Origin of the sequence: Raoultella sp. T31 (assembly GCF_002806725.1) — a bacterium.
GTDB lineage: Bacteria > Pseudomonadota > Gammaproteobacteria > Enterobacterales > Enterobacteriaceae > Klebsiella > Klebsiella electrica.
The window spans coordinates 281,298-302,476 of sequence record NZ_PIBO01000001.1; the positions used below are offsets into that span (position 1 = coordinate 281,298).

A 21,179-nucleotide genomic window follows, 5' to 3' on the forward strand; every position below is an offset into this window, starting at 1 on the left:
TAGGATTACCGGGTAATCTTTTGCGGTGGTACTATCACTGAGATTTATAAGTAAAGTCCTAATTCGAGGGAACACAAACCTTTTCAGACCAGGTTTGCCTGAGTGGACTGATATACTCGACGCGTTATTATTAACGAAAAGTTTAAAAAATGAACAGTCCAGGAGATTTCAATGGCTGCCCTTAATTCTAAAGTAAGAAAAGCTGTTATCCCGGTTGCGGGGTTAGGTACCAGGATGCTACCCGCCACCAAGGCTATTCCGAAAGAAATGCTGCCACTGGTAGATAAGCCTTTAATTCAGTACGTTGTTAACGAATGTATTGCAGCCGGAATTACTGAAATTGTTCTGGTAACCCATTCGTCTAAAAACTCTATCGAAAACCATTTCGATACCAGTTTTGAACTGGAAGCCATGCTGGAAAAACGTGTTAAACGTCAGCTGCTGGAAGAAGTTCAGTCTATTTGCCCGCCACACGTCACCATTATGCAGGTCCGTCAGGGTCTGGCTAAAGGTCTTGGTCACGCGGTACTGTGCGCGCATCCGGTAGTGGGTGACGAGCCGGTCGCGGTTATTCTGCCAGACGTTATTCTGGATGAATACGAGTCCGATCTTTCCCGTGATAACCTGGCTGAAATGATCGCGCGTTTTGATGAAACAGGATCCAGCCAGATTATGGTTGAGCCTGTTGCTGATGTTACCGCCTACGGCGTTGTCGACTGCAAAGGCGAATCCCTGCAGCCGGGTGAAAGCGTTCCGATGGTCGGTGTGGTTGAGAAGCCGAAAGCCGATGTGGCGCCGTCTAACCTTGCTGTCGTCGGTCGCTATGTGCTGAGTGCGGACATTTGGCCGCTGCTGGCAAAAACGCCTCCGGGAGCCGGGGATGAAATCCAGCTGACCGACGCAATCGACATGCTGATCGAGAAGGAGACGGTTGAAGCCTATCATATGAAAGGTAAGAGCCACGACTGCGGTAATAAACTGGGTTATATGCAGGCGTTTGTGGAATATGGCGTGCGCCATAAATCCCTCGGCGCAGATTTTAAAGCCTGGCTGGAAAAAGCCGTAGCTAAGTAATCGTTTTCAGCGTAGTGATAAACCGGGGGCGAATTTCGTTTCCCGGTTTTTTTATATCTGCGGGCGACAGATAAAAAAAATCCCGCCGAAGCGGGATTTTTCAAATACAACCGTCGATTACAGCAGGAAATCGTCCAGGGTTTTACCCTGCTCGTCCATGGCTTTTTTGATCACTGCCGGGGTGCGACCTTGACCTGTCCAGGTTTTGGTTTCGCCGTTTTCATCTACGTAGCTGTATTTAGCCGGACGCGCAGCGCGTTTAGCTTTAGTACCCGCTTTGACTGCTGCCATGGTGCTCAGCAGTTCATTCGGATCAATACCATCTGCAATCAGCATTTCACGGTATTGTTGCAGTTTACGAGTACGCTCTTCAATTTCTGCAGCTGCAGCGCTTTCTTCTTCGCGACGTTCGTTAACGACAACTTCTAATTTTTCCAGCATTTCTTCTAGCGTTTCAAGGGTGCATTCTCTTGCCTGCGCACGAAGAGTACGGATGTTGTTCAAAATTTTAAGTGCTTCGCTCATTGTAGTAATCTCAAACTTATATTGTGGGGTGGTTTGTTGGACTAATAATAGAGCGATATAATCAGATGTGCAATAGGGTAGAATGTAAGGAATTCAAAATTACTTGTTATTTGTCGTGGTAATTAATTAATTTAAGTTAAATTCTACGCGTGACTTCACATCTTTTTTGCTTATAGCCTGACCTAAATCCCGAGCTAAAACCCTGAGATAGTATGCTTTTCTCTGCTGGCCGGGAGTAAAATTATACTTTGCAGGGATAAATATCCCTCTTGAGTATTAGCGTATTAGTAACGGCGATCTTTAATATAATCTGCTGAGCAAAAAACGTTATAGCGGCCTGTCTCGCGCTTCGATTCGCACAAAACGACAATCGCAGGGCGCCGGAAAGGGGAGCGGCTGTACAAATTGCCAACACCCGCATTCAATTAAAAAGCGTCATCTATCTGCCGGGGGCAAGCAGAGCGTATGCCACTATACCCATGGTCAAAAGGGGGATGGCACGGGAAAATATGCTACAATTTTGCCGCGATAAAACACACTGATTGGGGTGATGCCGCCGATGGCTCAACTTTATTTCTACTATTCTGCAATGAATGCAGGTAAGTCGACCGCTTTGTTACAGTCGGCTTACAATTATCACGAGCGAGGCATGCGTGCCCTGGTTTATACCGCCGAGATTGATGACCGCTTTGGCTCAGGTAAGGTCAGTTCAAGAATTGGCCTCTCATCGCCAGCCCGTCTGTTTAACCCTCAGACATCGCTCTTTAGCGATATTGCGAGCGAACATGCGCAACAGCCTGTTCATTGTGTGCTGGTGGATGAGAGCCAGTTTTTGACCCGCGAGCAGGTGCATGAATTGTCTGAAGTCGTCGATCGGCTGGATATTCCGGTGCTGTGTTACGGTCTGCGCACAGATTTTCGTGGCGAGTTGTTTATTGGCAGTCAGTATTTATTAGCATGGTCCGATAAGCTGGTTGAATTAAAAACGATCTGCTTCTGCGGGCGTAAAGCGAGTATGGTGCTGCGTCTCGATCAGGAAGGGCGGCCATATAATGAAGGCGAGCAGGTTGTGATTGGCGGTAATGAGCGCTATGTTTCCGTTTGCCGTAAGCATTATAAAGAAGCGTTAAGTGAAGGCTCGCTGACGCGGGTGCAGAGTAAACATCGCCCCTGACCAGTAGCGGTTAATCCTCTCCCAGGCGCCTGTATGGCGCCTGCTGCGTCTTGTTGTCGTGAACAGACGCCCAACCTTTCCCCTGATGCGGTCATGCCTGACGCGCCTGCTGCTGCCGATTTCTGGCGATGGACTTCTCTTTGCCGTATCCACGGTATGAGGGCGGCGTTCCAGGGCTGACCTGGCTACGGTACCACCGGGACACACTAAATATCCGGGTTGCAAGACGTGGGGCGGGAAACGGCGTTTGTTAGCGCTCATCCTCTGCCAGAATGGGATAAAAAAAGGCCCCATCCGGAGATGGGGCCTTTACACGTGTTATCAGAGTCGATTAAGCAGATTTCTTCGCTTTTTTATCGGCTTTCGGCGCTGCTGCGGTTTCTTTCTTCGCGGCAGTTTCACCTTCGCTGAAGTCGTTACCGTAGAAGGTATCCAGCAGAATCTGTTTCAGCTCGGCAATCAGCGGGTAGCGCGGGTTAGCGCCGGTGCACTGGTCATCGAATGCATCTTCAGACAGCTTGTCAACGTTGGCCAGGAAGTCAGCTTCCTGTACGCCAGCTTCACGGATAGACTTAGGAATACCCAGCTCAGCCTTCAGGCTTTCCAGCCATGCCAGCAGTTTTTCAATTTTCGCTGCGGTACGGTCGCCAGGCGCGCTCAGACCCAGGTGATCGGCGATTTCAGCGTAACGACGGCGTGCCTGCGGACGGTCGTACTGGCTGAATGCAGTCTGCTTGGTTGGGTTGTCATTCGCATTGTAACGAATCACGTTACAAATCAGCAGGGCGTTAGCCAGACCGTGCGGAATGTGGAACTGAGAACCCAGTTTGTGCGCCATGGAGTGACATACGCCGAGGAAGGCGTTAGCAAACGCGATACCGGCGATAGTCGCTGCACTGTGCACACGCTCACGTGCTACCGGGTTCTTAGAACCTTCGTGGTAGGACGCTGGCAGGTACTCTTTCAGCAGTTTCAGTGCCTGCAGAGCCTGACCGTCGGAGAACTCAGATGCCAGTACGGAAACATAGGCTTCCAGGGCATGGGTCACGGCGTCAAGACCACCGAAGGCACACAGGGACTTCGGCATGTCCATCACGAGGTTAGCATCAACAATCGCCACATCCGGAGTCAGCGCGTAGTCAGCCAGCGGATATTTCTGACCGGTCGCATCGTCGGTAACAACGGCGAATGGCGTAACTTCAGAACCGGTGCCGGAAGTGGTGGTGACGGCGATCATCTTCGCTTTCACGCCCATTTTCGGGAACTTGTAGATACGTTTACGGATGTCCATAAAGCGCAGCGCCAGGTCTTCGAAGTGGGTTTCCGGATGTTCGTACATGACCCACATGATTTTCGCGGCATCCATCGGGGAACCGCCGCCCAGGGCGATGATAACGTCCGGCTTGAAGGAGTTTGCCAGATCCGCGCCTTTACGTACTACGCTCAGGGTCGGGTCAGCTTCAACTTCGAAGAAGACTTCAGTCTCAACACCGGATGCTTTCAGCACGGAGGTGATCTGGTCTGCATAACCGTTGTTGAACAGGAAGCGGTCAGTCACAATCAACGCGCGTTTGTGACCATCAGTAATCACTTCATCCAGTGCAATTGGCAGTGAGCCACGACGGAAGTAGATAGATTTCGGAAGTTTGTGCCACAACATGTTTTCAGCTCGCTTAGCAACGGTTTTCTTGTTGATCAGGTGTTTCGGACCAACGTTTTCGGAGATGGAGTTACCACCCCAGGAACCACAACCCAGAGTCAGGGAAGGCGCGAGTTTAAAGTTGTACAGGTCACCGATACCACCCTGAGAAGCCGGGGTGTTAATCAGGATACGTGCGGTTTTCATCTTCTGGCCGAAGTACGCAACGCGAGCCGGCTGGTTGTCCTGGTCGGTGTACAGGCAAGAGGTATGACCGATACCGCCCATCGCCACCAGTTTTTCAGCTTTATCAACAGCGTCTTCAAAGTTCTTCGCGCGGTACATCGCCAGCGTCGGAGACAGTTTTTCGTGAGCAAACGGCTCGCTTTCATCAACGTCAGTCACTTCACCAATCAGAATTTTGGTGGTAGCCGGAACGGTGAAGCCTGCCAGTTCAGCAATTTTGTAGGCCGGCTGACCGACGATTGCGGCGTTCAGGGCGCCATTTTTCAGGATGATGTCCTGAACGGCTTTCAGCTCTTTGCCCTGCAGCAGGTAGCCGCCGTGGCTGGCGAAACGTTCGCGAACAGCATCATAGACTGAGTCGACAACGACAACTGACTGCTCAGACGCACAGATAACGCCGTTATCAAAGGTTTTAGACATCAGTACGGAAGCGACCGCACGTTTGACGTCAGCCGTTTCATCAATAACAACCGGCGTGTTACCTGCACCTACGCCGATAGCCGGTTTACCGGAGCTATAAGCGGCTTTAACCATGCCTGGACCACCGGTTGCGAGGATCAGGTTAATGTCAGGGTGATGCATCAGCGCGTTAGACAGCTCAACAGAAGGCTGGTCGATCCAACCGATCAGATCTTTCGGCGCGCCTGCGGCGATAGCCGCCTGCAGAACGATATCTGCTGCTTTGTTGGTGGCATCTTTCGCACGCGGATGTGGAGAGAAGATAATTGCGTTACGCGTTTTCAGGCTGATCAGGGATTTAAAGATTGCTGTGGACGTCGGGTTAGTCGTCGGAACGATACCGCAGATAATACCGATGGGTTCGGCGATGGTGATAGTCCCGAAAGTGTCGTCTTCAGAGAGAACACCGCAGGTCTTTTCATCTTTATATGCGTTATAGATATATTCGGAAGCGAAGTGGTTTTTGATAACCTTGTCTTCGACAATGCCCATGCCGGATTCGGCTACGGCCATTTTGGCGAGAGGGATTCGAGCATCTGCGGCGGCCAAGGCGGCAGCACGGAAGATATTGTCAACTTGTTCTTGAGTGAAACTGGCATATTCACGCTGGGCTTTTTTTACGCGCTCGACGAGTGCGTTAAGTTCAGCGACATTAGTAACAGCCATAATGCTCTCCTGATAATGTTAAACTTTTTTAGTAAATCAGTAGCTCGATTCGACAGTATAGACAGGCTGTTAACAGCTTGCATCTAAATGTTAAGGTGCCGTTTTCTGGCACCGCTGGCCGCGTTGATTTACTAAAGAAGCTCGATCTTTTAATGCTCAGAGACCGCTATGCTGCACTCTTTTAGTGTCAACAAGGTTACTCACTTCTGAGTACAATTTACGTGATTTAGATCAAGTTTGCTTCAAGCTGACACCTTTCAGCAGGCTGTTTTTTGACCGGTTAAATCAAGTGTAATAATAGGTATGCAAACTTAGTGAATAAGTAACGGCGGTAAACAAATATATAACATGCCATTCTGGCGCCGTTATAGGTATATTTGTGATGAATTATGCTGCTAAAAAGCGTATCTTCTGCGCGAATATTTTATGTGGCTAGCTGTCAACAGCCATTTTTAATGATGCTGCGGAGCGCACTGTGACTCTACCGTTGTTTGATTTTTCAACTTACTTCAAGTTTTTCATCGGGCTATTTGCGCTGGTTAACCCGGTTGGCATCATCCCGGTCTTCATTAGTATGACCAGTTACCAGACGGCCGTGATCCGAAATAAGACCAACCTGACGGCGAATCTTTCGGTGGCCATTATTCTGCTGACGTCGCTCTTTCTCGGTGACTCGATTTTGCAAATTTTCGGCATCTCTATTGATTCATTCCGCATTGCCGGTGGCATCCTGGTCGTGACGATTGCGATGTCGATGATAAGCGGCAAGCTCGGCGAGGATAAACAAAATAAGCAGGAAAAATCAGAAACCGCGATTCGGGAAAGTATCGGCGTCGTGCCGCTGGCGCTGCCGTTGATGGCAGGGCCGGGCGCAATCAGCTCGACTATCGTCTGGGGAACGCGCTACCACACGGTAACCTACCTTTTGGGGTTCTCGATTGCGATTGCCCTGTTTGCCTTATGCTGTTGGGGGATTTTCCGCATGGCGCCGTGGCTGGTGCGCTTGTTAGGCCAGACCGGTATCAACGTCATCACGCGTATTATGGGGCTGTTGCTGATGGCGCTGGGGATTGAGTTTATCGTCACCGGCATCAAAGCGCTGTTTCCTGGTCTGGTTAATTAAACGAGCCCGGGCGATGCGGAGCCGCGCGCTCCGCTTTGCTTTATTAGCAAAAGTTATCAATGAAACAGATATGGCCACGCACGATAGCTTTCTGTGATATTAATAAATATTGTTATTTATCATTATCTTAAACAATTTCCTGGTCATTTCCTCTCCTTTTCTCACACCTTCACCACTGTTATTTTCTTCACATCATTCTCTGATGCTTGCCGTCGCATAATTGAAATGATATTAGTAATTTCATAACCGGGGCAGATGAATGTGCTAAATAATAACCGATTGTTAAATTTTTGTACAAAAAAGCATCTCCGCGTGGTTTGGCGGCATCCGCAACAGGTTGTTGAAAGTATCTGTATGAAAAATAACATCTTTAATGATTTTTCCGCCAAAAGACAGGGCCAGATAGCGGCGTAGAAAAAACCATAAAAGAGAATCCGGTAACATATTTGCAAATTGCATTGGCGGATGATACGACCTTTTGGTACTTTCCGCCGTGATCGCTAACTGAACAAATGCCCATAAATGAGAATTATTATTAAATAACTCGTTGTGGCTGAAACCGCCCCGCGACAGGGGATGAAAGAATCGACGTCAAGGTCGCCGTTTGAGCGGTCGTAATAAATTAAGTCGGTGATAGCAAGCAGTAAACTCTGACAGCAGCATAAACTCCTGCACTGTACAGAATCCCGTATGGGGAAAAGAACAGGCTGGTTAAATAACCAGTAATTATAATGAATGGAGTAACAACACAATGACCATCATCACCAAAAAAAGTCTGGTAGCCGCGGGGATTCTGTCCGCGCTAATTACCGCGAATGTTGCCATGGCAGCGGATGTACCTGCTGGGGTACAGCTGGCGGATAAACAATCGCTGGTACGTAATAATGGTGCGGAAGTGCAATCCCTCGACCCGCATAAAATTGAAGGCGTTCCGGAATCCAACATTAACCGCGATTTGTTTGAAGGGTTAGTGATTGGCGATATTCAAGGCCACCCGATCCCTGGGGTCGCAGAATCCTGGGATAATAAGGATTTTAAAGTCTGGACCTTCCATCTGCGTAAAGATGCGAAATGGTCTGATGGCTCGCCGGTTACCGCGCAAGATTTCGTCTATAGCTGGCAGCGTCTGGCGGATCCGAAAACCGCTTCACCTTATGCAAGCTACCTACAATATGGCCACCTGCTGAATGTGGATGACATTATCGCGGGCAAAAAACCGATCACCGATCTGGGCGTCAAAGCGATTGATGATAAAACCTTCGAAGTCACGCTGAGCGAACCGGTTCCTTATTTCTATAAACTCCTCGTGCACCCATCCGTTTCTCCGGTGCCGAAAGCCGCCATCGAAAAATACGGCGAGAAATGGACCCAGCCGGCTAACATCGTGACCAACGGTGCTTATAAGCTGAAAGACTGGGTTGTTAACGAACGTATTGTGCTTGAACGTAATCCGCAATACTGGGATAACGCAAAAACCGTCATTAATCAGGTCACCTACCTGCCGATCTCTTCCGAAGTGACCGATGTTAACCGCTACCGCAGCGGTGAAATCGACATGACCTATAACAACATGCCGATTGAACTGTTCCAGAAACTGAAAAAAGAGATCCCGCAAGAAGTACACGTTGACCCGTATCTCTGCACCTATTACTACGAAATTAATAACCAGAAAGCACCGTTTACCGATGTCCGCGTCCGTACCGCGCTGAAAATGGCGCTGGATCGCGATATTATCGTTAATAAAGTGAAGAATCAGGGCGACCTGCCGGCCTATAGCTATACGCCGCCGTATACCGATGGCATGAAGGTTGTCAAACCAGAATGGTTTACCTGGTCTCAGGACAAGCGTAACGAAGAAGCGAAAAAACTGCTGGCCGAAGCCGGATATACCGCCGATAAGCCGCTGACCTTTAATTTACTGTATAACACTTCCGACCTGCATAAAAAACTGGCTATTGCCGTCGCCTCTATCTGGAAGAAAAACCTGGGCGCCAACGTCAAGCTGGAAAATCAGGAATGGAAAACCTTCCTCGATAATCGTCATCAGGGGACCTTCGACGTAGCGCGTGCTGGCTGGTGTGCGGATTACAACGAACCGACCTCATTCCTGAATACGATGCTGAGCGACAGCTCAAATAACACCTCTCATTATAAGAGCCCGGCTTTCGATAAAATTATCGCAGAAACATTACAAACTAATGATGACGCGAAGCGTGCAGACCTGTATGCGCAGGCGGAACAGCAGCTCGATAAAGATTCTGTGATCGTGCCGGTCTTCTATTACGTCAACGCCCGTCTGGTTAAACCGTGGGTGGGTGGCTATACCGGTAAAGACCCGTTAGATAATATCTACGTTAAAAATCTTTATATTATCAAACATTAATGGCAATACGTGGGGCAGGCGACGCTTGCCCCACCGTGTCTGAATTCATCGCACTCGATAGGCACAGGCCAGAAGGTACGGGCAATGTTAAAATTTATTTTTCGTCGCTGTCTGGAAGCGATTCCGACGCTATTTATTCTTATTACCATCTCTTTCTTCATGATGCGCCTTGCGCCGGGAAGTCCATTTACCGGTGAACGCACGTTGCCGCCGGAAGTGATGGCGAATATTGAAGCCAAATACCATTTAAACGACCCCATCATGACCCAGTACTTCAATTATCTGAAGCAGCTGGCGCACGGTGATTTCGGTCCCTCTTTTAAATATAAAGACTACTCGGTCAACGATCTGGTGGCGTCGAGCTTCCCGGTTTCCGCTAAATTAGGGCTTGCCGCTTTCCTGCTGGCGGTCGTTCTCGGCGTGACGGCAGGGGTTATTGCGGCCCTGAAGCAGAATACGAAATGGGATTATGCGGTCATGGGGGTGGCGATGACCGGCGTGGTGATACCCAGTTTCGTGGTTGCGCCGCTGCTGGTGATGATCTTCGCCATCACGCTGCACTGGTTGCCCGGCGGCGGCTGGAACGGCGGGGCGCTGAAATTTATGATTCTGCCGATGGTGGCCTTGTCGTTAGCCTATATCGCCAGTATCGCGCGTATTACCCGCGGTTCAATGATTGAGGTCCTGCATTCCAACTTTATCCGTACCGCGCGAGCGAAAGGGCTGCCGATGCGGCGCATTATTTTGCGCCATGCGCTGAAACCCGCTCTGCTGCCGGTTCTTTCTTATATGGGGCCCGCTTTCGTCGGGATCATCACCGGCTCGATGGTTATCGAAACGATCTACGGTCTTCCGGGTATTGGTCAGCTGTTTGTCAATGGCGCGCTTAACCGCGACTATTCGCTGGTGCTGAGCCTGACAATTCTGGTCGGCGCGCTGACTATTCTGTTTAACGCGATTGTTGACGTGCTGTATGCCGTTATCGATCCGAAGATTCGCTATTGAGGCTGGAGTTCGCCATGATGTTAAGTAAGAAAAGCAACGAGGCGTTGGAAAACTTCAGTGAAAAGCTGGAAGTCGAAGGACGTAGTTTGTGGCAGGATGCCCGCCGTCGCTTCATGCATAACCGTGCCGCCGTTGCCAGCCTGATTGTGCTGGTGATTATCGCGCTGTTTGTGACTATTGCGCCGATGGTGTCGCAGTTCTCCTACTTCGATACCGACTGGGGCATGATGTCCAGTGCGCCGGATATGACATCCGGCCACTACTTTGGTACCGACTCTTCCGGCCGCGACCTGCTGGTTCGCGTCGCTATCGGCGGGCGCATCTCGCTGATGGTCGGGGTAGCCGCGGCGCTGGTGGCGGTGGTTCTCGGTACGCTCTACGGCTCACTTTCCGGCTATCTGGGCGGCAAAGTCGATTCTGTGATGATGCGCCTGCTGGAGATCCTCAACTCCTTCCCGTTTATGTTCTTCGTTATCCTGCTCGTCACCTTCTTTGGCCAGAACATCCTGCTGATTTTCGTTGCCATCGGGATGGTCTCCTGGCTGGATATGGCGCGTATTGTTCGCGGCCAGACGCTGAGCCTGAAGCGCAAAGAGTTTATCGAAGCGGCACAGGTCGGCGGTGTTTCAACATTCAGTATTGTGGTTCGTCATATCGTGCCTAACGTACTGGGTGTGGTGGTGGTGTACGCCTCGCTGCTGGTACCGAGCATGATCCTGTTTGAATCCTTCTTAAGCTTCCTTGGTCTGGGGACTCAGGAACCCCTGAGCAGCTGGGGGGCATTGCTCAGCGATGGCGCGAACTCTATGGAAGTGTCGCCGTGGCTGCTGCTGTTCCCGGCGGGTTTCCTGGTGGTGACGCTGTTCTGTTTTAACTTTATCGGCGATGGCCTGCGTGATGCCCTCGACCCGAAAGATCGCTAAGGAGCGCCGTCATGAACACAATTGAAACGGCAAAAGCGCCGCAGGCACAGCAACAATCTGGCCTGCTGCTGGATGTCAAAGATCTCCGCGTCACGTTCAAAACGCCGGATGGCGATGTCACGGCGGTGAACGACCTCAATTTTAACCTGCGGGCCGGGGAAACGCTGGGCATCGTTGGTGAATCGGGGTCCGGTAAGTCGCAGACCGCGTTTGCTTTAATGGGCCTGCTGGCCTCCAACGGTCAGATTGGCGGGTCGGCGCTGTTTAATGGCCGCCAGATTCTCAATCTGCCGGAGCGCGATCTGAATAAGCTTCGCGCCGAACAAATTTCAATGATATTCCAGGACCCGATGACCTCCCTGAACCCGTATATGCGGGTGGGTGAGCAACTGATGGAAGTCCTGATGTTGCATAAAAGTCTGGGAAAAGCCGAAGCGTTTGAAGAGTCGGTGAAGATGCTGGATGCGGTAAAGATGCCGGAAGCACGCAAGCGCATGAAAATGTATCCGCACGAGTTTTCCGGCGGGATGCGCCAGCGCGTGATGATTGCGATGGCGCTGCTGTGCCGGCCTAAACTGCTGATTGCCGATGAGCCGACCACCGCTCTGGATGTCACGGTCCAGGCGCAAATCATGACCCTGTTGAACGAGCTTAAGCGCGAGTTCAATACGGCGATCATTATGATTACCCACGATCTCGGCGTTGTCGCCGGGATCTGCGACAAAGTGCTGGTGATGTATGCCGGGCGAACCATGGAATACGGCATGGCGCGGGATGTCTTTTATCATCCTTCGCATCCGTACTCTATCGGCTTGCTGAATGCGGTTCCGCGTCTGGACGCCGAGGGCGAGTCGCTGTTGACCATTCCGGGCAACCCGCCAAACTTGCTGCGCCTGCCGAAAGGTTGCCCGTTCCAGCCGCGTTGCCCGCACGCAATGGAGATTTGTTATAGCGCTCCACCTCTGGAGGAGTTTGCACCGGGCCGCCTGCGCGCCTGCTTTCAACCAGTCGGGGATCTGCTATGAACGCCGTTACGGAACAAAGAAAAGTCCTGCTCGAAATTGCCGATCTGAAGGTCCACTTTGATATTAAGGATGGCAGGCAGTGGTTCTGGCAGCCGGCCAAAACGCTGAAAGCGGTGGATGGCGTCACGCTGCGTCTCTACGAGGGCGAAACGCTGGGGGTGGTCGGGGAATCTGGCTGCGGTAAATCGACCTTTGCCCGGGCGATTATTGGTCTGGTGAAGGCGACCGACGGCAAAGTCGCCTGGCTTGGCAAAGATCTGCTGGGCATGAAGCAGGAAGAGTGGCGCGATGTTCGCAGCGATATCCAGATGATCTTCCAGGATCCGCTGGCTTCGCTGAACCCACGTATGACGATCGGTGAAATTATTGCCGAGCCGCTGCGCACCTATCATCCAAAAATGTCGCGTCAGGAAGTGCGTGACCGCGTGAAAGCGATGATGATGAAAGTGGGTCTGTTGCCGAACCTGATTAACCGCTATCCGCACGAGTTTTCCGGCGGGCAGTGTCAGCGTATCGGTATCGCTCGTGCGCTGATCCTTGAGCCGAAGCTGATTATCTGCGATGAGCCGGTCTCGGCTCTGGACGTCTCGATTCAGGCGCAGGTTGTTAACCTGCTACAGCAGCTGCAGCGAGAAATGGGCCTGTCGCTGATCTTTATCGCCCACGATCTGGCGGTGGTGAAGCATATTTCCGATCGCGTTCTGGTGATGTATCTGGGCCATGCGGTAGAGCTGGGCACGTATGATGAGGTGTACCACAATCCGCTGCACCCTTATACCAAAGCGCTGATGTCCGCGGTGCCGATTCCAGACCCGGATCTGGAAAAGAACAAAACCATACAGCTGCTGGAAGGGGAGCTGCCGTCGCCGATAAACCCGCCGTCGGGGTGTGTTTTCCGTACGCGTTGCCCCATCGCCGGGCCAGAATGCGCGAAAACGCGGCCGGTGCTGGAGGGGAGTTTCCGACATGCGGTTTCCTGCCTGAAGGTAGACCCGTTATAATCTCTGGGGCTGACGCAGGTCAGCCCTTTTTTTTGCGAGGTTAAACGTGGTTGTTAATTTTCACGCCGCTCGCCAGCGGCTGTATCATCTGCTCTTCGATCAAACCCGTCTTTCCGGACGACGATTTGAAGGTCTGTGCGGTCTTTTTGCGCTGTTGAGCGTGCTGGTGATTTTTATTGAGTCCGGTCTGGGCACGCAATATCACCTGACGTTTGATGAGTGGCATATTTTTGTCTGGCTGGAGCTGTTTGTCACCGTTGTTTTTACCCTCGAGTATTTCCTGCGTATTATCAGCTGGCCAAAACCCTTTAGCTATATTTTCAGCTTTTGGGGGGTGATCGATTTAGCCACCATCCTGCCGATGTATGTGATGTGGATGTGGCCGGAAATGGGCCTCAATTATGTCTTTGCGTGGCGGGCGATGCGGGCGATTCGCTGCTTGCGTATTCTTAAGCTGCTGCGTTTTATGCCGTCATTGAATATTTTCTGGGCGGCTATCGTCAGCGCCCGCCATCAGCTGATCCTCTTTTATTCCTTTATTGCCATCGTGATGGTTATCTTTGGATCGCTGATGTACCTGATTGAGGGGCCGCAATACGGGTTTACCACCTTAAATGCATCGGTCTATTGGGCAATTGTGACCATTACGACGGTAGGGTATGGCGATATTACGCCGCATACGCCGATCGGCAGAATTCTGGCCTCGATTCTGATCTTAATCGGCTATTCCATTATCGCCATTCCGACCGGGCTTATCACCACGCATATGACCAGCGCATGGCAACATCGCCGTGCACGCGCGTGTTCAAACTGTCAGCACGCCGCGCATGATGAAAATGCGCGTTTCTGCAACGCCTGCGGGAGTGAACTGCCGAAATAGTCATCGTCGGGGAGAAAAATAAAACGGCAGGCGGTGGAGTGACCGTCTGCCGTTTTTTATTGCTTCAGTGAGGGCGTTGTTTATTCACGCCACAGAATATGGCACAGCTTGTGGTCCTTTTCGCGGCACAGCAGAACGCGCGCGAAGATATCGTTAATTTCACCGCCATCGGTATCGGCAAGACCAATCACGACTTCGGCGAAAAAGTCCGGGTTAAGGTCGTAATCGACATGCTCTTCCCAGTCCGGCGCGGGGTCGAACAGCTCGGCACCGCCGCGTTCTTCAAACTGCAGGTTAAACAGAATGACATCCGCCGGATCGAGGTTGTCGACAGCCAGCTCCAGGAAGATGTCATAAGCTTGTTCAAGCGTCTCGTCTTCGGTCAGGCGATTGTTTAAATCCATATCCATGATTGCTACCCATTCAACATCTGATTGGCACGTTTTACAGCAACGGACTGAAGAAGTAAAACAGTCGCTCGGTGATCCGCTGCCAGAGCGGTCGTTTTAACCACTGCCGGGCGTCCAGCAGGCGCGAACGAGAAATATAATCGTCCTGAACGGCGGCCAGATCGCCGCCGAATCCGACGTCGTCAATGACCAGCGTGATTTCGAAATTAAGCCACAGACTGCGCATATCGAGATTCACGGTACCGACCAGGCTGAGCTCGCCGTCGACCAGAACGCTTTTGGTATGCAGCAGGCCGCCTTCAAACTGATAAATTTTAACTCCGGCCGCCAGCAGCTCGGTGAAGAAGGCCCGGCTGGCCCAGCCAACCAGCAGCGAATCATTCTTACGCGGCAGGATAATGCTGACGTCGACCCCGCGTTGCGCCGCGGTGCAGATCGCATGCAGCAGATCGTCGCTGGGCACGAAGTAAGGGGTGGTCATTATCAGATATTCCTTGGCGGAATAGGCGGCGGTGAGTAGCGCCTGATGAATCAGGTCTTCCGGGAAACCGGGACCGGAGGCAATGGTATGAATCGTGTGTCCGCTGGCTTCTTCAAAGGGCATAATATTGAGATCCGGCGGCGGCGGTAAAATACGCTTGCCGGTTTCAATCTCCCAGTCGCAGGAGTAGACGATGCCCATTGCCGTGGCGACCGGGCCTTCCATACGCGCCATCAGGTCAATCCACTGACCGACGCCAGAATCCTGTTTAAAGAAGCGCGGGTCGACCATGTTCATACTGCCGGTATAGGCAATATAGTTATCAATCATCACCATTTTGCGGTGCTGGCGTAAATCCATGCGGCGCAGAAAAACACGCATCAGGTTAACCTTCAGCGCTTCAACAACCTCGATACCGGCGTTACGCATCATGGCGGCCCACGGGCTGCGGAAAAAGGCGACGCTGCCGGCGGAATCGAGCATCAGCCGGCAGTGGACGCCGCGCCGTGCCGCGGCCATCAGCGATTCCGCGACCTTATCGGCCATGCCGCCGGGTTGCCAGATGTAAAACACCATCTCGATATTGTGCCGCGCCAGCTGGATATCGCGCATCAGCGCCTGCATCACGTCATCAGACTCGGTCAGGAGCTGCAGCTGATTGCCCTTTACACCGGCGATCCCCTGACGGCGTTCGCAGAGCTTAAACAGCGATGCGGCGACCGGGCTGTTATCCTCGGCAAAAATATGTTTGCAGGCTTTGAGATCGTTAAGCCATTTGGCGGTGGAGGGCCACATCGCCCGGGCCCGCTCCGCACGACGTTTGCCCAGATGCAGTTCGCCAAATGAGAGATAGGCAATAATACCGACCAGCGGAAGAATGTAGATAATCAGCAACCACGCCATTGCTGAAGGTACGGCGCGCCGTTTCATCAGAATACGTAACGTTACACCGGCGATGAGTAACCAGTAACCGAGGATGACCAGCCAGTTCACCACCGTGTAAAAGGTTGTCATAGATGAAAAATCCTTTTGAATAACTCTATGTCATGAGTTTACGCATCAACATCCATCTGGCAAATAAAAACGCAGCGAAAGCGTTGGTTAGCCAGATTCATGGGTCTATAATGTGGTCTGTTTTTCACTTGTAGAGTAGTAGCAATGAAGCGTAGTAGAACGGAAGTAGGGCGCTGGCGCATGCTAAGACAGGTGAGTCGCCGCAAGTCCCGCTGGCTGGAAGCCCAATCGCGCCGCAATATGCGCATCCTCTCCATCAGGAAGGAACTGGTGAAACGACAACGTAGTTCCCTGCTGTTTGTCCTCACTGAGTACTGATCTAAAAGGCACCTTTTACGGTGCCTCTGTTGTTTTGCTGCCGGACGGTCGCAAAACACCGCCCGCAGTGTAGAAGAATTGCTGACCAAAACGAAGCATTACCTTCATCCCTGGCCCTGTCTTCCATCATCACTTGCTCTACCCCGGTTACGTTGCAGGGACCTCAGGACCAGGCGATGGGTGGCGGGTTTAACGGCCCGCTTCAGAAGCCTGGGTGAGGGCGGTGGTTAATCGGCCAACAGCAGAAAAAATCAAGCGATTATTCAACGCTGAAAACATGTTATCAGGGCAGATTGTCATCAGTTAAAAAATCCCCCGCAGATACGCCATGGGAAAAATGGCCAGGTTCAGGATTCATGCCATCACCCATACGCGCAACCCGATATTGCGCTGATTCAAACCACCTTACAAAAAAACACATAATTTAACCACGATGCTTCCTGTTAAATCATATAGTTAAGATGTACTTTCGTTGATTCGCTGGATATCATAATGAAATTAAAAGGTTTGTTATTTGCCGGGGTCATCCTGATTTCAATGACTGAGGTAACTTATGCCTCTGACTGCGAACCTAACAATATGGGAGGCCAGGTCTGCGTTAATGATGACGGGACAACATCTGACAGCATCCCAAATGAGATTAATGGGTTGGATACCTATTCCAGCGATGGACAATGGTCAAGCACGGCACCGGATGGTGCTGGCACGAATGAAGCCATTGATGGCTCAACATTGTCACCCCAGGATGAGACAATCAGCTCCTCATCCGGGCAATCAGATAGCGCGCTGATCGGCAAAGACTGGAATTCCGCATCAAACATTCAGTCAGATGGCGCGGCTACCTCCAGCGCAGCTCTGGCTAACTCCCAGTGAATATCCGCAGTTGCGTCCGGGGATGCGTTGGCGCTCCGGACGCCGGGTCGGCCAGGGCCGCAGGCTGCCGCAAAAGAGCCGGTTGCAGATGCGATCGGAGCAGGGGAAGACGATTGACAAATAGTCCCGGCGCAATGCGACGATAAAACCCCAGGCAGGGGGATTCCGGGGAAATCGTTCATGGCAATGTTGCTGTGTCCATAACAAAATAATTTGTAGTAAAGATAGATAACTGCAGGTGGGGCTGTACTGGTCGGATGTTATGCTGTTTTTTTATCACTCCTACCAAAATTGGTAAATTAACCGAGTTTAATGTTGTACGGCTTTGATTTCCTGGCAACTAACACTACGAAAAGAGTTTTTTGTTTGATAAACATAGGTATAAGAAAGTATAAAATAAACACCGATGCCAAATCTGATTATCAGTATGTTTATTATTCATTGATATGAGACCTTGTAAATTGCACGTTCATATTATAATTTTAAAATTGTTATGCAAGTTTTCACCTTAGAATTTAAAGGGTTAACTGGATGGCCGACGCTAAGTAATTCATAATGGATACACCATGTTAAAAAACTTTCCTGATGAAAAATACATTTCTGACAGAAATGCATCCTTTATTAAACGAGTGTATCTTCTGCGTCAGGCAGGGGTCATACTTTGTTTCATTCCTATATATTCAGTGCTTGAAGAACAATCACATCATAAAATAACAATTGCCTTGCTGATTCTGAATGCGCTGACCTGGCCATCCATTGCTTACATTGCCAGTATTATGTCGAAGGACATGCTCAATACTGAAAAAAAGAACATGATACTTGATTCGTGTTGGGCTGGTATGTGGATTGCAGTAATGCAAGTGAGTCCGATTCCATCAATATTCATTGTCTCAATTCAAATAGCAGATCGCTATGCCGCGGGTGGCTGGAGGATTTTAAAACCAGCGTTATTATGTATGCTCCTCAGTTTTACACTAATATGGTTGTTGAATGATTTTAATTATACGACTGAATTTAGCACGAGGACGGTATGGTTCTCTTTGCCGCTGGCTACATGTTATCCCATACTCTTGAGTGTTGTTTCGAGACGGCTATCTATAAAATTGAGAAAAAGGAGAGAGTTACTGGAAAAACAAGCGCTTATGGATCCAGGATTAGATCTTCCCAATCGTCGGTTTTTTGAGCAAAAAATGGAGGGGGCTTTCAGGGCGACGCGAAAAAAACGCATATTGTCATATCTTCTTCTCATTGATGTGGATAATTTTAAATACATCAACGATACCTACGGTCATGAAGTAGGTGATGCAGTATTATCTCGCATATCAACAATACTAAGAGAGTGTGCAGGTGCGCAGGATATTCCTGCAAGATTTGGTGGGGATGAGTTAGCGGTTATTGTTAACAACAGTAATGATCAGCTTGTTTTGGCGATGGTTCATGCAATTCAGGAACGAATCGAGGTCCTTTCCTTACCTTCTCATAAAGATATTTCTTGTACTGTCAGTATCGGTATTTCATGTGCTAAAAACAAAACGTCAATTATTAGCTGGATTAGGGAAGCGGATGAAATGCTTTATGAGGTTAAGCGTAATGGCAAAAATGGATTTTGCATGAAAAGTAATAAAAAATAATGTAATTAGCCATCTCTTAACTAGATAAAATATAAACATTAAGGATTATCAATGAGCAAAACTGGCAACAGCCATGCTCTTTTCTAAAGAACACTGACACAAACAGCGAATGTTGTCAGGAATTTGCCGGTCAACTGGTTGGTTGTAACCAGTTGATTTTATTATCCATGATAATGAAATCGTGTTTCTTTTATTGCCACAAAACCCCATAAATTCAAATGACCGATCGATTATTACATTGTGATAGTTTTCACCAATCGTTCGATCTTTATCGATCATTTTAAACTATTTCTCTTTTATTTTTATTTGTGACAGGATTGGGATTATTCCTAGTTCCGGTGTTTTTTAATGATAAAGAACAAGATGGAAATAGAATCCTATAGATTTGTTTTAGAGCCATCTTACAAAAAAGATGGTTCTGTTCACTCTTGGGAAATTCTAACGAAGAAAGTAAATAAAAAGAATTTCAATGATGATCTGCCTAATGAAAAGGTTTTTTGTTTCAGTTCATTAAACGAAAAGGAAATAATTGATGTATTTAATAAGCAGTTATTGACAATTGCGGAAATCGACCCTTTGTTCTTAAATGACAGGCCGGTATCATTGAATGTTGATAGCCTCATCAGTGATTATATATTAAACGACAGATATGTAAGTGATTACATAAAAAAGCAAAAAAATATTACTGTCGAGATCCACGAGGACTTTCACGAGTTTAAGCACCCGAGCTGTATGGCTGAGTTAACGCGACTTTCCACATTGTGTCCAGTATGGTTGGATGATTTTGGCCGAGGATTGACAAGTATAAAGGTTATTGAATCATTTAGATTTGAATGTATAAAAATAGACAAGGATTATTTTTGGGAAATTCAGAACGATAATGATTTTACAGCGATATTAGGGAAAATAAAATCGTATTGTGACTTTGTCATCGTTGAGGGAGTTGAAACAATAGAGCAAAAAAATAAAGTTTTTTCTGTTATTGATAGTGCTTGCCAGGGACGGTTATGGAAAGGTGATTACTACTACATTGAGTGTCAATAAAAATCATGAAAAGTGAAAATAAATGCCCATTTTGTGGCGCTAATTTAATTACTGAAGACCATTGCCATAGTTGCAACGCATTCCAGATTAAAGGGTATGTGTCACGAGAAGCGCGTACAAGAATTAAGCTGATATCTGCCTGCGTGTCCTTGATAATCGGGCTGGTTGCAGCTTTCATCGCATTTCTGGCATCTGTTGATATTGGCGTATATATTTTAATACTTGTTTTTTCTGTTGTTTTTTTGTTCGCGCTTAATCGGCTTCTGTTTACAAAAGAAGTAAAAAAAGGGAAGGTGGTCTGGAAGCGAGCGATGGTTGCATGGTAGGAAGCACATTAAAATAGTGACAACAAGATTATAATATCGATACCTATTCAGTGCTATCGACTATTTGAACTAACGCTCTGGATTTTCGATGTTTTGGTCATTGAACAATAACTATAAGACCGTGCAAAATTTTTTGCGCGGCTTGTGACTGGGCAACGCGTCGGCGCAGGGCCACCTGTGGTCTGCAAGTGAAAGTCAGGGCATAGATAAAGGATTTTTAGACCCTGCGACCGCGATAAAATCGACTTAACTGTGGCCTGATAGAGAGTTGATAACGCCATGCTATTGATACACACGGCGTTATATGGGGCTTTAAAAGACCTTCTTATAAGGCTTCACGGAGACGTTCTGGTAAACGCCAGCCGCGATGTAAGGGTCATCATTTGCCCATGCTTTTGCGACTTCCAGCGATTCGAATTCCGCAATGACCGTTGAACCAGTAAACCCGGCGGCGCCAGGTTCATTACTGTCGACGGCAGGCATTGGACCGGCGGTCAACAGGCGACCTTCATCTTGTAATAGCTGCAAACGTGCCAGGTGGGCGGGACGTACCGACAAGCGCTTTTCCAGAGAATCGGCAATGTCTTCAGCGTAGATAACGTAAAGCACGGCAAGGCTCCTTATCAATAAACAGGCGAATCACGTTAAGTGAATCCGCCGTTGACTGCAATGCAAAGATGCGCGCTGGCGTAAAATGCCGTGTTTCAGGATTTTTTCCGACAAAAAGGGGCAAATTTTGGTGCAAGATAACAAGGCTTATTGAATATGATTGCTATTTGCATTTAAAATCGAGGCATCATTTTTCAACAGAAACGACTATGAGCGCAATGACCCTTGAATATAGGCTATTCGGGTTTTGAAAGTATCTGGTTTTCATTCACATTACAAGCACTAAGCCCGCTCTATCAGGTGAGCCAATGCCAGCAATCTCACGCGCTGCTCTGATAATCCGCCCAATT

General features: G+C 49.2%; 20 protein-coding genes. 14 read left to right on the top strand and 6 right to left on the bottom strand.

The annotated features are described in order from the left end of the window. The first annotated feature begins 171 nt into the window (after positions 1–171). Positions 172–1,074, top strand: coding sequence for a UTP--glucose-1-phosphate uridylyltransferase GalU (gene galU / locus CWM52_RS01400; RefSeq protein ID WP_100682452.1), 903 nt, complete (start codon positions 172–174; stop codon positions 1,072–1,074). Between the two features lie 117 nt (positions 1,075–1,191). Here galU and hns read toward each other — a convergent pair whose 3' ends face one another. Further along, positions 1,192–1,599, bottom strand: a complete 408-nt coding sequence (gene hns / locus CWM52_RS01405; RefSeq protein WP_004863421.1) for a histone-like nucleoid-structuring protein H-NS — start codon at positions 1,597–1,599, stop codon at positions 1,192–1,194. Between the two features lie 559 nt (positions 1,600–2,158). Between hns and tdk the strand changes: the two genes are divergently transcribed. Beyond that, positions 2,159–2,773: a thymidine kinase gene (gene tdk, locus CWM52_RS01410; protein ID WP_100682471.1), complete on the top strand. Its 615-nt coding sequence runs from the start codon at positions 2,159–2,161 to the stop codon at positions 2,771–2,773. Positions 2,774–3,104: 331 nt separating this feature from the next. On the opposite strand, the gene adhE is transcribed toward tdk, so the two are convergent. Further along, positions 3,105–5,783: a bifunctional acetaldehyde-CoA/alcohol dehydrogenase gene (gene adhE / locus CWM52_RS01415; protein WP_100682453.1), complete on the bottom strand. Its 2,679-nt coding sequence runs from the start codon at positions 5,781–5,783 to the stop codon at positions 3,105–3,107. 475 nt (positions 5,784–6,258) lie between these two features. Here adhE and CWM52_RS01425 point away from each other — a divergent pair, with 475 nt between their 5' ends. The 7 genes from CWM52_RS01425 (at position 6,259) to CWM52_RS01455 (ending at position 14,123) form a co-directional block, all read left to right on the top strand. Further along, positions 6,259–6,906, top strand: coding sequence for a YchE family NAAT transporter (locus CWM52_RS01425; RefSeq protein ID WP_100682454.1), 648 nt, complete (start codon positions 6,259–6,261; stop codon positions 6,904–6,906). A 751-nt stretch (positions 6,907–7,657) separates the two neighbouring features. Next, complete coding sequence (oppA, locus tag CWM52_RS01430) at positions 7,658–9,289, top strand: oligopeptide ABC transporter substrate-binding protein OppA (protein WP_100682455.1); 1,632 nt, start codon at positions 7,658–7,660, stop codon at positions 9,287–9,289. Positions 9,290–9,373: 84 nt separating this feature from the next. Continuing rightward, positions 9,374–10,294, top strand: a complete 921-nt coding sequence (gene oppB / locus CWM52_RS01435; RefSeq protein ID WP_004863406.1) for an oligopeptide ABC transporter permease OppB — start codon at positions 9,374–9,376, stop codon at positions 10,292–10,294. Between the two features lie 14 nt (positions 10,295–10,308). Continuing rightward, positions 10,309–11,217 (top strand): oligopeptide ABC transporter permease OppC, encoded by a 909-nt coding sequence (oppC, locus tag CWM52_RS01440; RefSeq protein ID WP_100682456.1) that lies wholly within the window; start codon positions 10,309–10,311, stop codon positions 11,215–11,217. A gap of 11 nt (positions 11,218–11,228) precedes the next feature. After that, on the top strand, positions 11,229–12,242 hold the full coding sequence (locus CWM52_RS01445; RefSeq protein ID WP_100682457.1) for an ABC transporter ATP-binding protein: 1,014 nt from the start codon (positions 11,229–11,231) through the stop codon (positions 12,240–12,242). Beyond that, positions 12,239–13,243 (top strand): murein tripeptide/oligopeptide ABC transporter ATP-binding protein OppF, encoded by a 1,005-nt coding sequence (gene oppF / locus CWM52_RS01450; RefSeq protein WP_100682458.1) that lies wholly within the window; start codon positions 12,239–12,241, stop codon positions 13,241–13,243. The genes CWM52_RS01445 and oppF overlap by 4 nt, the downstream gene beginning before the upstream one ends. Positions 13,244–13,289: 46 nt before the next feature. Further along, positions 13,290–14,123, top strand: a complete 834-nt coding sequence (locus tag CWM52_RS01455) for an ion transporter (RefSeq protein WP_100682459.1) — start codon at positions 13,290–13,292, stop codon at positions 14,121–14,123. A gap of 80 nt (positions 14,124–14,203) precedes the next feature. Here the strand turns inward: CWM52_RS01455 and CWM52_RS01460 are convergent, their stop codons facing one another. Further along, positions 14,204–14,533: an HI1450 family dsDNA-mimic protein gene (locus tag CWM52_RS01460; RefSeq protein ID WP_100682460.1), complete on the bottom strand. Its 330-nt coding sequence runs from the start codon at positions 14,531–14,533 to the stop codon at positions 14,204–14,206. A 34-nt stretch (positions 14,534–14,567) separates the two neighbouring features. Further along, positions 14,568–16,028, bottom strand: a complete 1,461-nt coding sequence (gene cls, locus CWM52_RS01465) for a cardiolipin synthase (RefSeq protein ID WP_100682461.1) — start codon at positions 16,026–16,028, stop codon at positions 14,568–14,570. A gap of 144 nt (positions 16,029–16,172) precedes the next feature. Between cls and CWM52_RS26055 the strand changes: the two genes are divergently transcribed. The 3 genes from CWM52_RS26055 to CWM52_RS01475 all read left to right on the top strand — a co-directional run bounded on the left by CWM52_RS26055 (position 16,173) and on the right by CWM52_RS01475 (position 18,850). Then, positions 16,173–16,346: a YciY family protein gene (locus tag CWM52_RS26055; protein ID WP_131047894.1), complete on the top strand. Its 174-nt coding sequence runs from the start codon at positions 16,173–16,175 to the stop codon at positions 16,344–16,346. 492 nt (positions 16,347–16,838) lie between these two features. Continuing rightward, complete coding sequence (locus CWM52_RS01470) at positions 16,839–17,219, top strand: RND transporter (protein ID WP_100682462.1); 381 nt, start codon at positions 16,839–16,841, stop codon at positions 17,217–17,219. A gap of 566 nt (positions 17,220–17,785) precedes the next feature. Then, positions 17,786–18,850 (top strand): diguanylate cyclase, encoded by a 1,065-nt coding sequence (locus CWM52_RS01475; protein ID WP_100682463.1) that lies wholly within the window; start codon positions 17,786–17,788, stop codon positions 18,848–18,850. 48 nt (positions 18,851–18,898) lie between these two features. Here CWM52_RS01475 and CWM52_RS26060 read toward each other — a convergent pair whose 3' ends face one another. After that, a complete protein-coding gene (locus tag CWM52_RS26060; RefSeq protein ID WP_133121724.1) occupies positions 18,899–19,129 on the bottom strand; it encodes a hypothetical protein in 231 nt (76 codons plus the stop codon). A gap of 69 nt (positions 19,130–19,198) precedes the next feature. On the opposite strand from CWM52_RS26060, the gene CWM52_RS01480 reads away from it, so the two are divergent. After that, positions 19,199–19,894 carry an EAL domain-containing protein gene (locus CWM52_RS01480; protein ID WP_100682464.1) on the top strand — a complete coding sequence of 232 codons (696 nt, stop codon included), beginning with the start codon at positions 19,199–19,201 and terminating at the stop codon, positions 19,892–19,894. Between the two features lie 5 nt (positions 19,895–19,899). After that, complete coding sequence (locus CWM52_RS01485; RefSeq protein ID WP_227521250.1) at positions 19,900–20,220, top strand: hypothetical protein; 321 nt, start codon at positions 19,900–19,902, stop codon at positions 20,218–20,220. A gap of 312 nt (positions 20,221–20,532) precedes the next feature. Here CWM52_RS01485 and CWM52_RS01490 read toward each other — a convergent pair whose 3' ends face one another. Beyond that, positions 20,533–20,829 (bottom strand): YciI family protein, encoded by a 297-nt coding sequence (locus CWM52_RS01490; protein WP_004863379.1) that lies wholly within the window; start codon positions 20,827–20,829, stop codon positions 20,533–20,535. Positions 20,830–21,179: the final 350 nt, after the last annotated feature.

Bases quoted from the DNA above. Each gene is read 5' to 3' on its own strand.
- CWM52_RS01460 (WP_100682460.1), bottom strand. From the start codon at position 14,533: ATGGATATGGATTTAAACAATCGCCTGACCGAAGACGAGACGCTTGAA.
- CWM52_RS01485 (WP_227521250.1), top strand. From the start codon at position 19,900: ATGAAAAGTGAAAATAAATGCCCATTTTGTGGCGCTAATTTAATTACT.
- CWM52_RS26060 (WP_133121724.1), bottom strand. From the start codon at position 19,129: ATGATCGATAAAGATCGAACGATTGGTGAAAACTATCACAATGTAATA.
- CWM52_RS26055 (WP_131047894.1), top strand. From the start codon at position 16,173: ATGAAGCGTAGTAGAACGGAAGTAGGGCGCTGGCGCATGCTAAGACAG.
- CWM52_RS01475 (WP_100682463.1), top strand. From the start codon at position 17,786: ATGTTAAAAAACTTTCCTGATGAAAAATACATTTCTGACAGAAATGCA.
- oppC (WP_100682456.1), top strand. From the start codon at position 10,309: ATGATGTTAAGTAAGAAAAGCAACGAGGCGTTGGAAAACTTCAGTGAA.
- oppA (WP_100682455.1), top strand. From the start codon at position 7,658: ATGACCATCATCACCAAAAAAAGTCTGGTAGCCGCGGGGATTCTGTCC.
- oppF (WP_100682458.1), top strand. From the start codon at position 12,239: ATGAACGCCGTTACGGAACAAAGAAAAGTCCTGCTCGAAATTGCCGAT.
- CWM52_RS01445 (WP_100682457.1), top strand. From the start codon at position 11,229: ATGAACACAATTGAAACGGCAAAAGCGCCGCAGGCACAGCAACAATCT.
- hns (WP_004863421.1), bottom strand. From the start codon at position 1,599: ATGAGCGAAGCACTTAAAATTTTGAACAACATCCGTACTCTTCGTGCG.
- cls (WP_100682461.1), bottom strand. From the start codon at position 16,028: ATGACAACCTTTTACACGGTGGTGAACTGGCTGGTCATCCTCGGTTAC.
- CWM52_RS01470 (WP_100682462.1), top strand. From the start codon at position 16,839: ATGAAATTAAAAGGTTTGTTATTTGCCGGGGTCATCCTGATTTCAATG.
- galU (WP_100682452.1), top strand. From the start codon at position 172: ATGGCTGCCCTTAATTCTAAAGTAAGAAAAGCTGTTATCCCGGTTGCG.
- adhE (WP_100682453.1), bottom strand. From the start codon at position 5,783: ATGGCTGTTACTAATGTCGCTGAACTTAACGCACTCGTCGAGCGCGTA.
- oppB (WP_004863406.1), top strand. From the start codon at position 9,374: ATGTTAAAATTTATTTTTCGTCGCTGTCTGGAAGCGATTCCGACGCTA.
- CWM52_RS01480 (WP_100682464.1), top strand. From the start codon at position 19,199: ATGATAAAGAACAAGATGGAAATAGAATCCTATAGATTTGTTTTAGAG.
- tdk (WP_100682471.1), top strand. From the start codon at position 2,159: ATGGCTCAACTTTATTTCTACTATTCTGCAATGAATGCAGGTAAGTCG.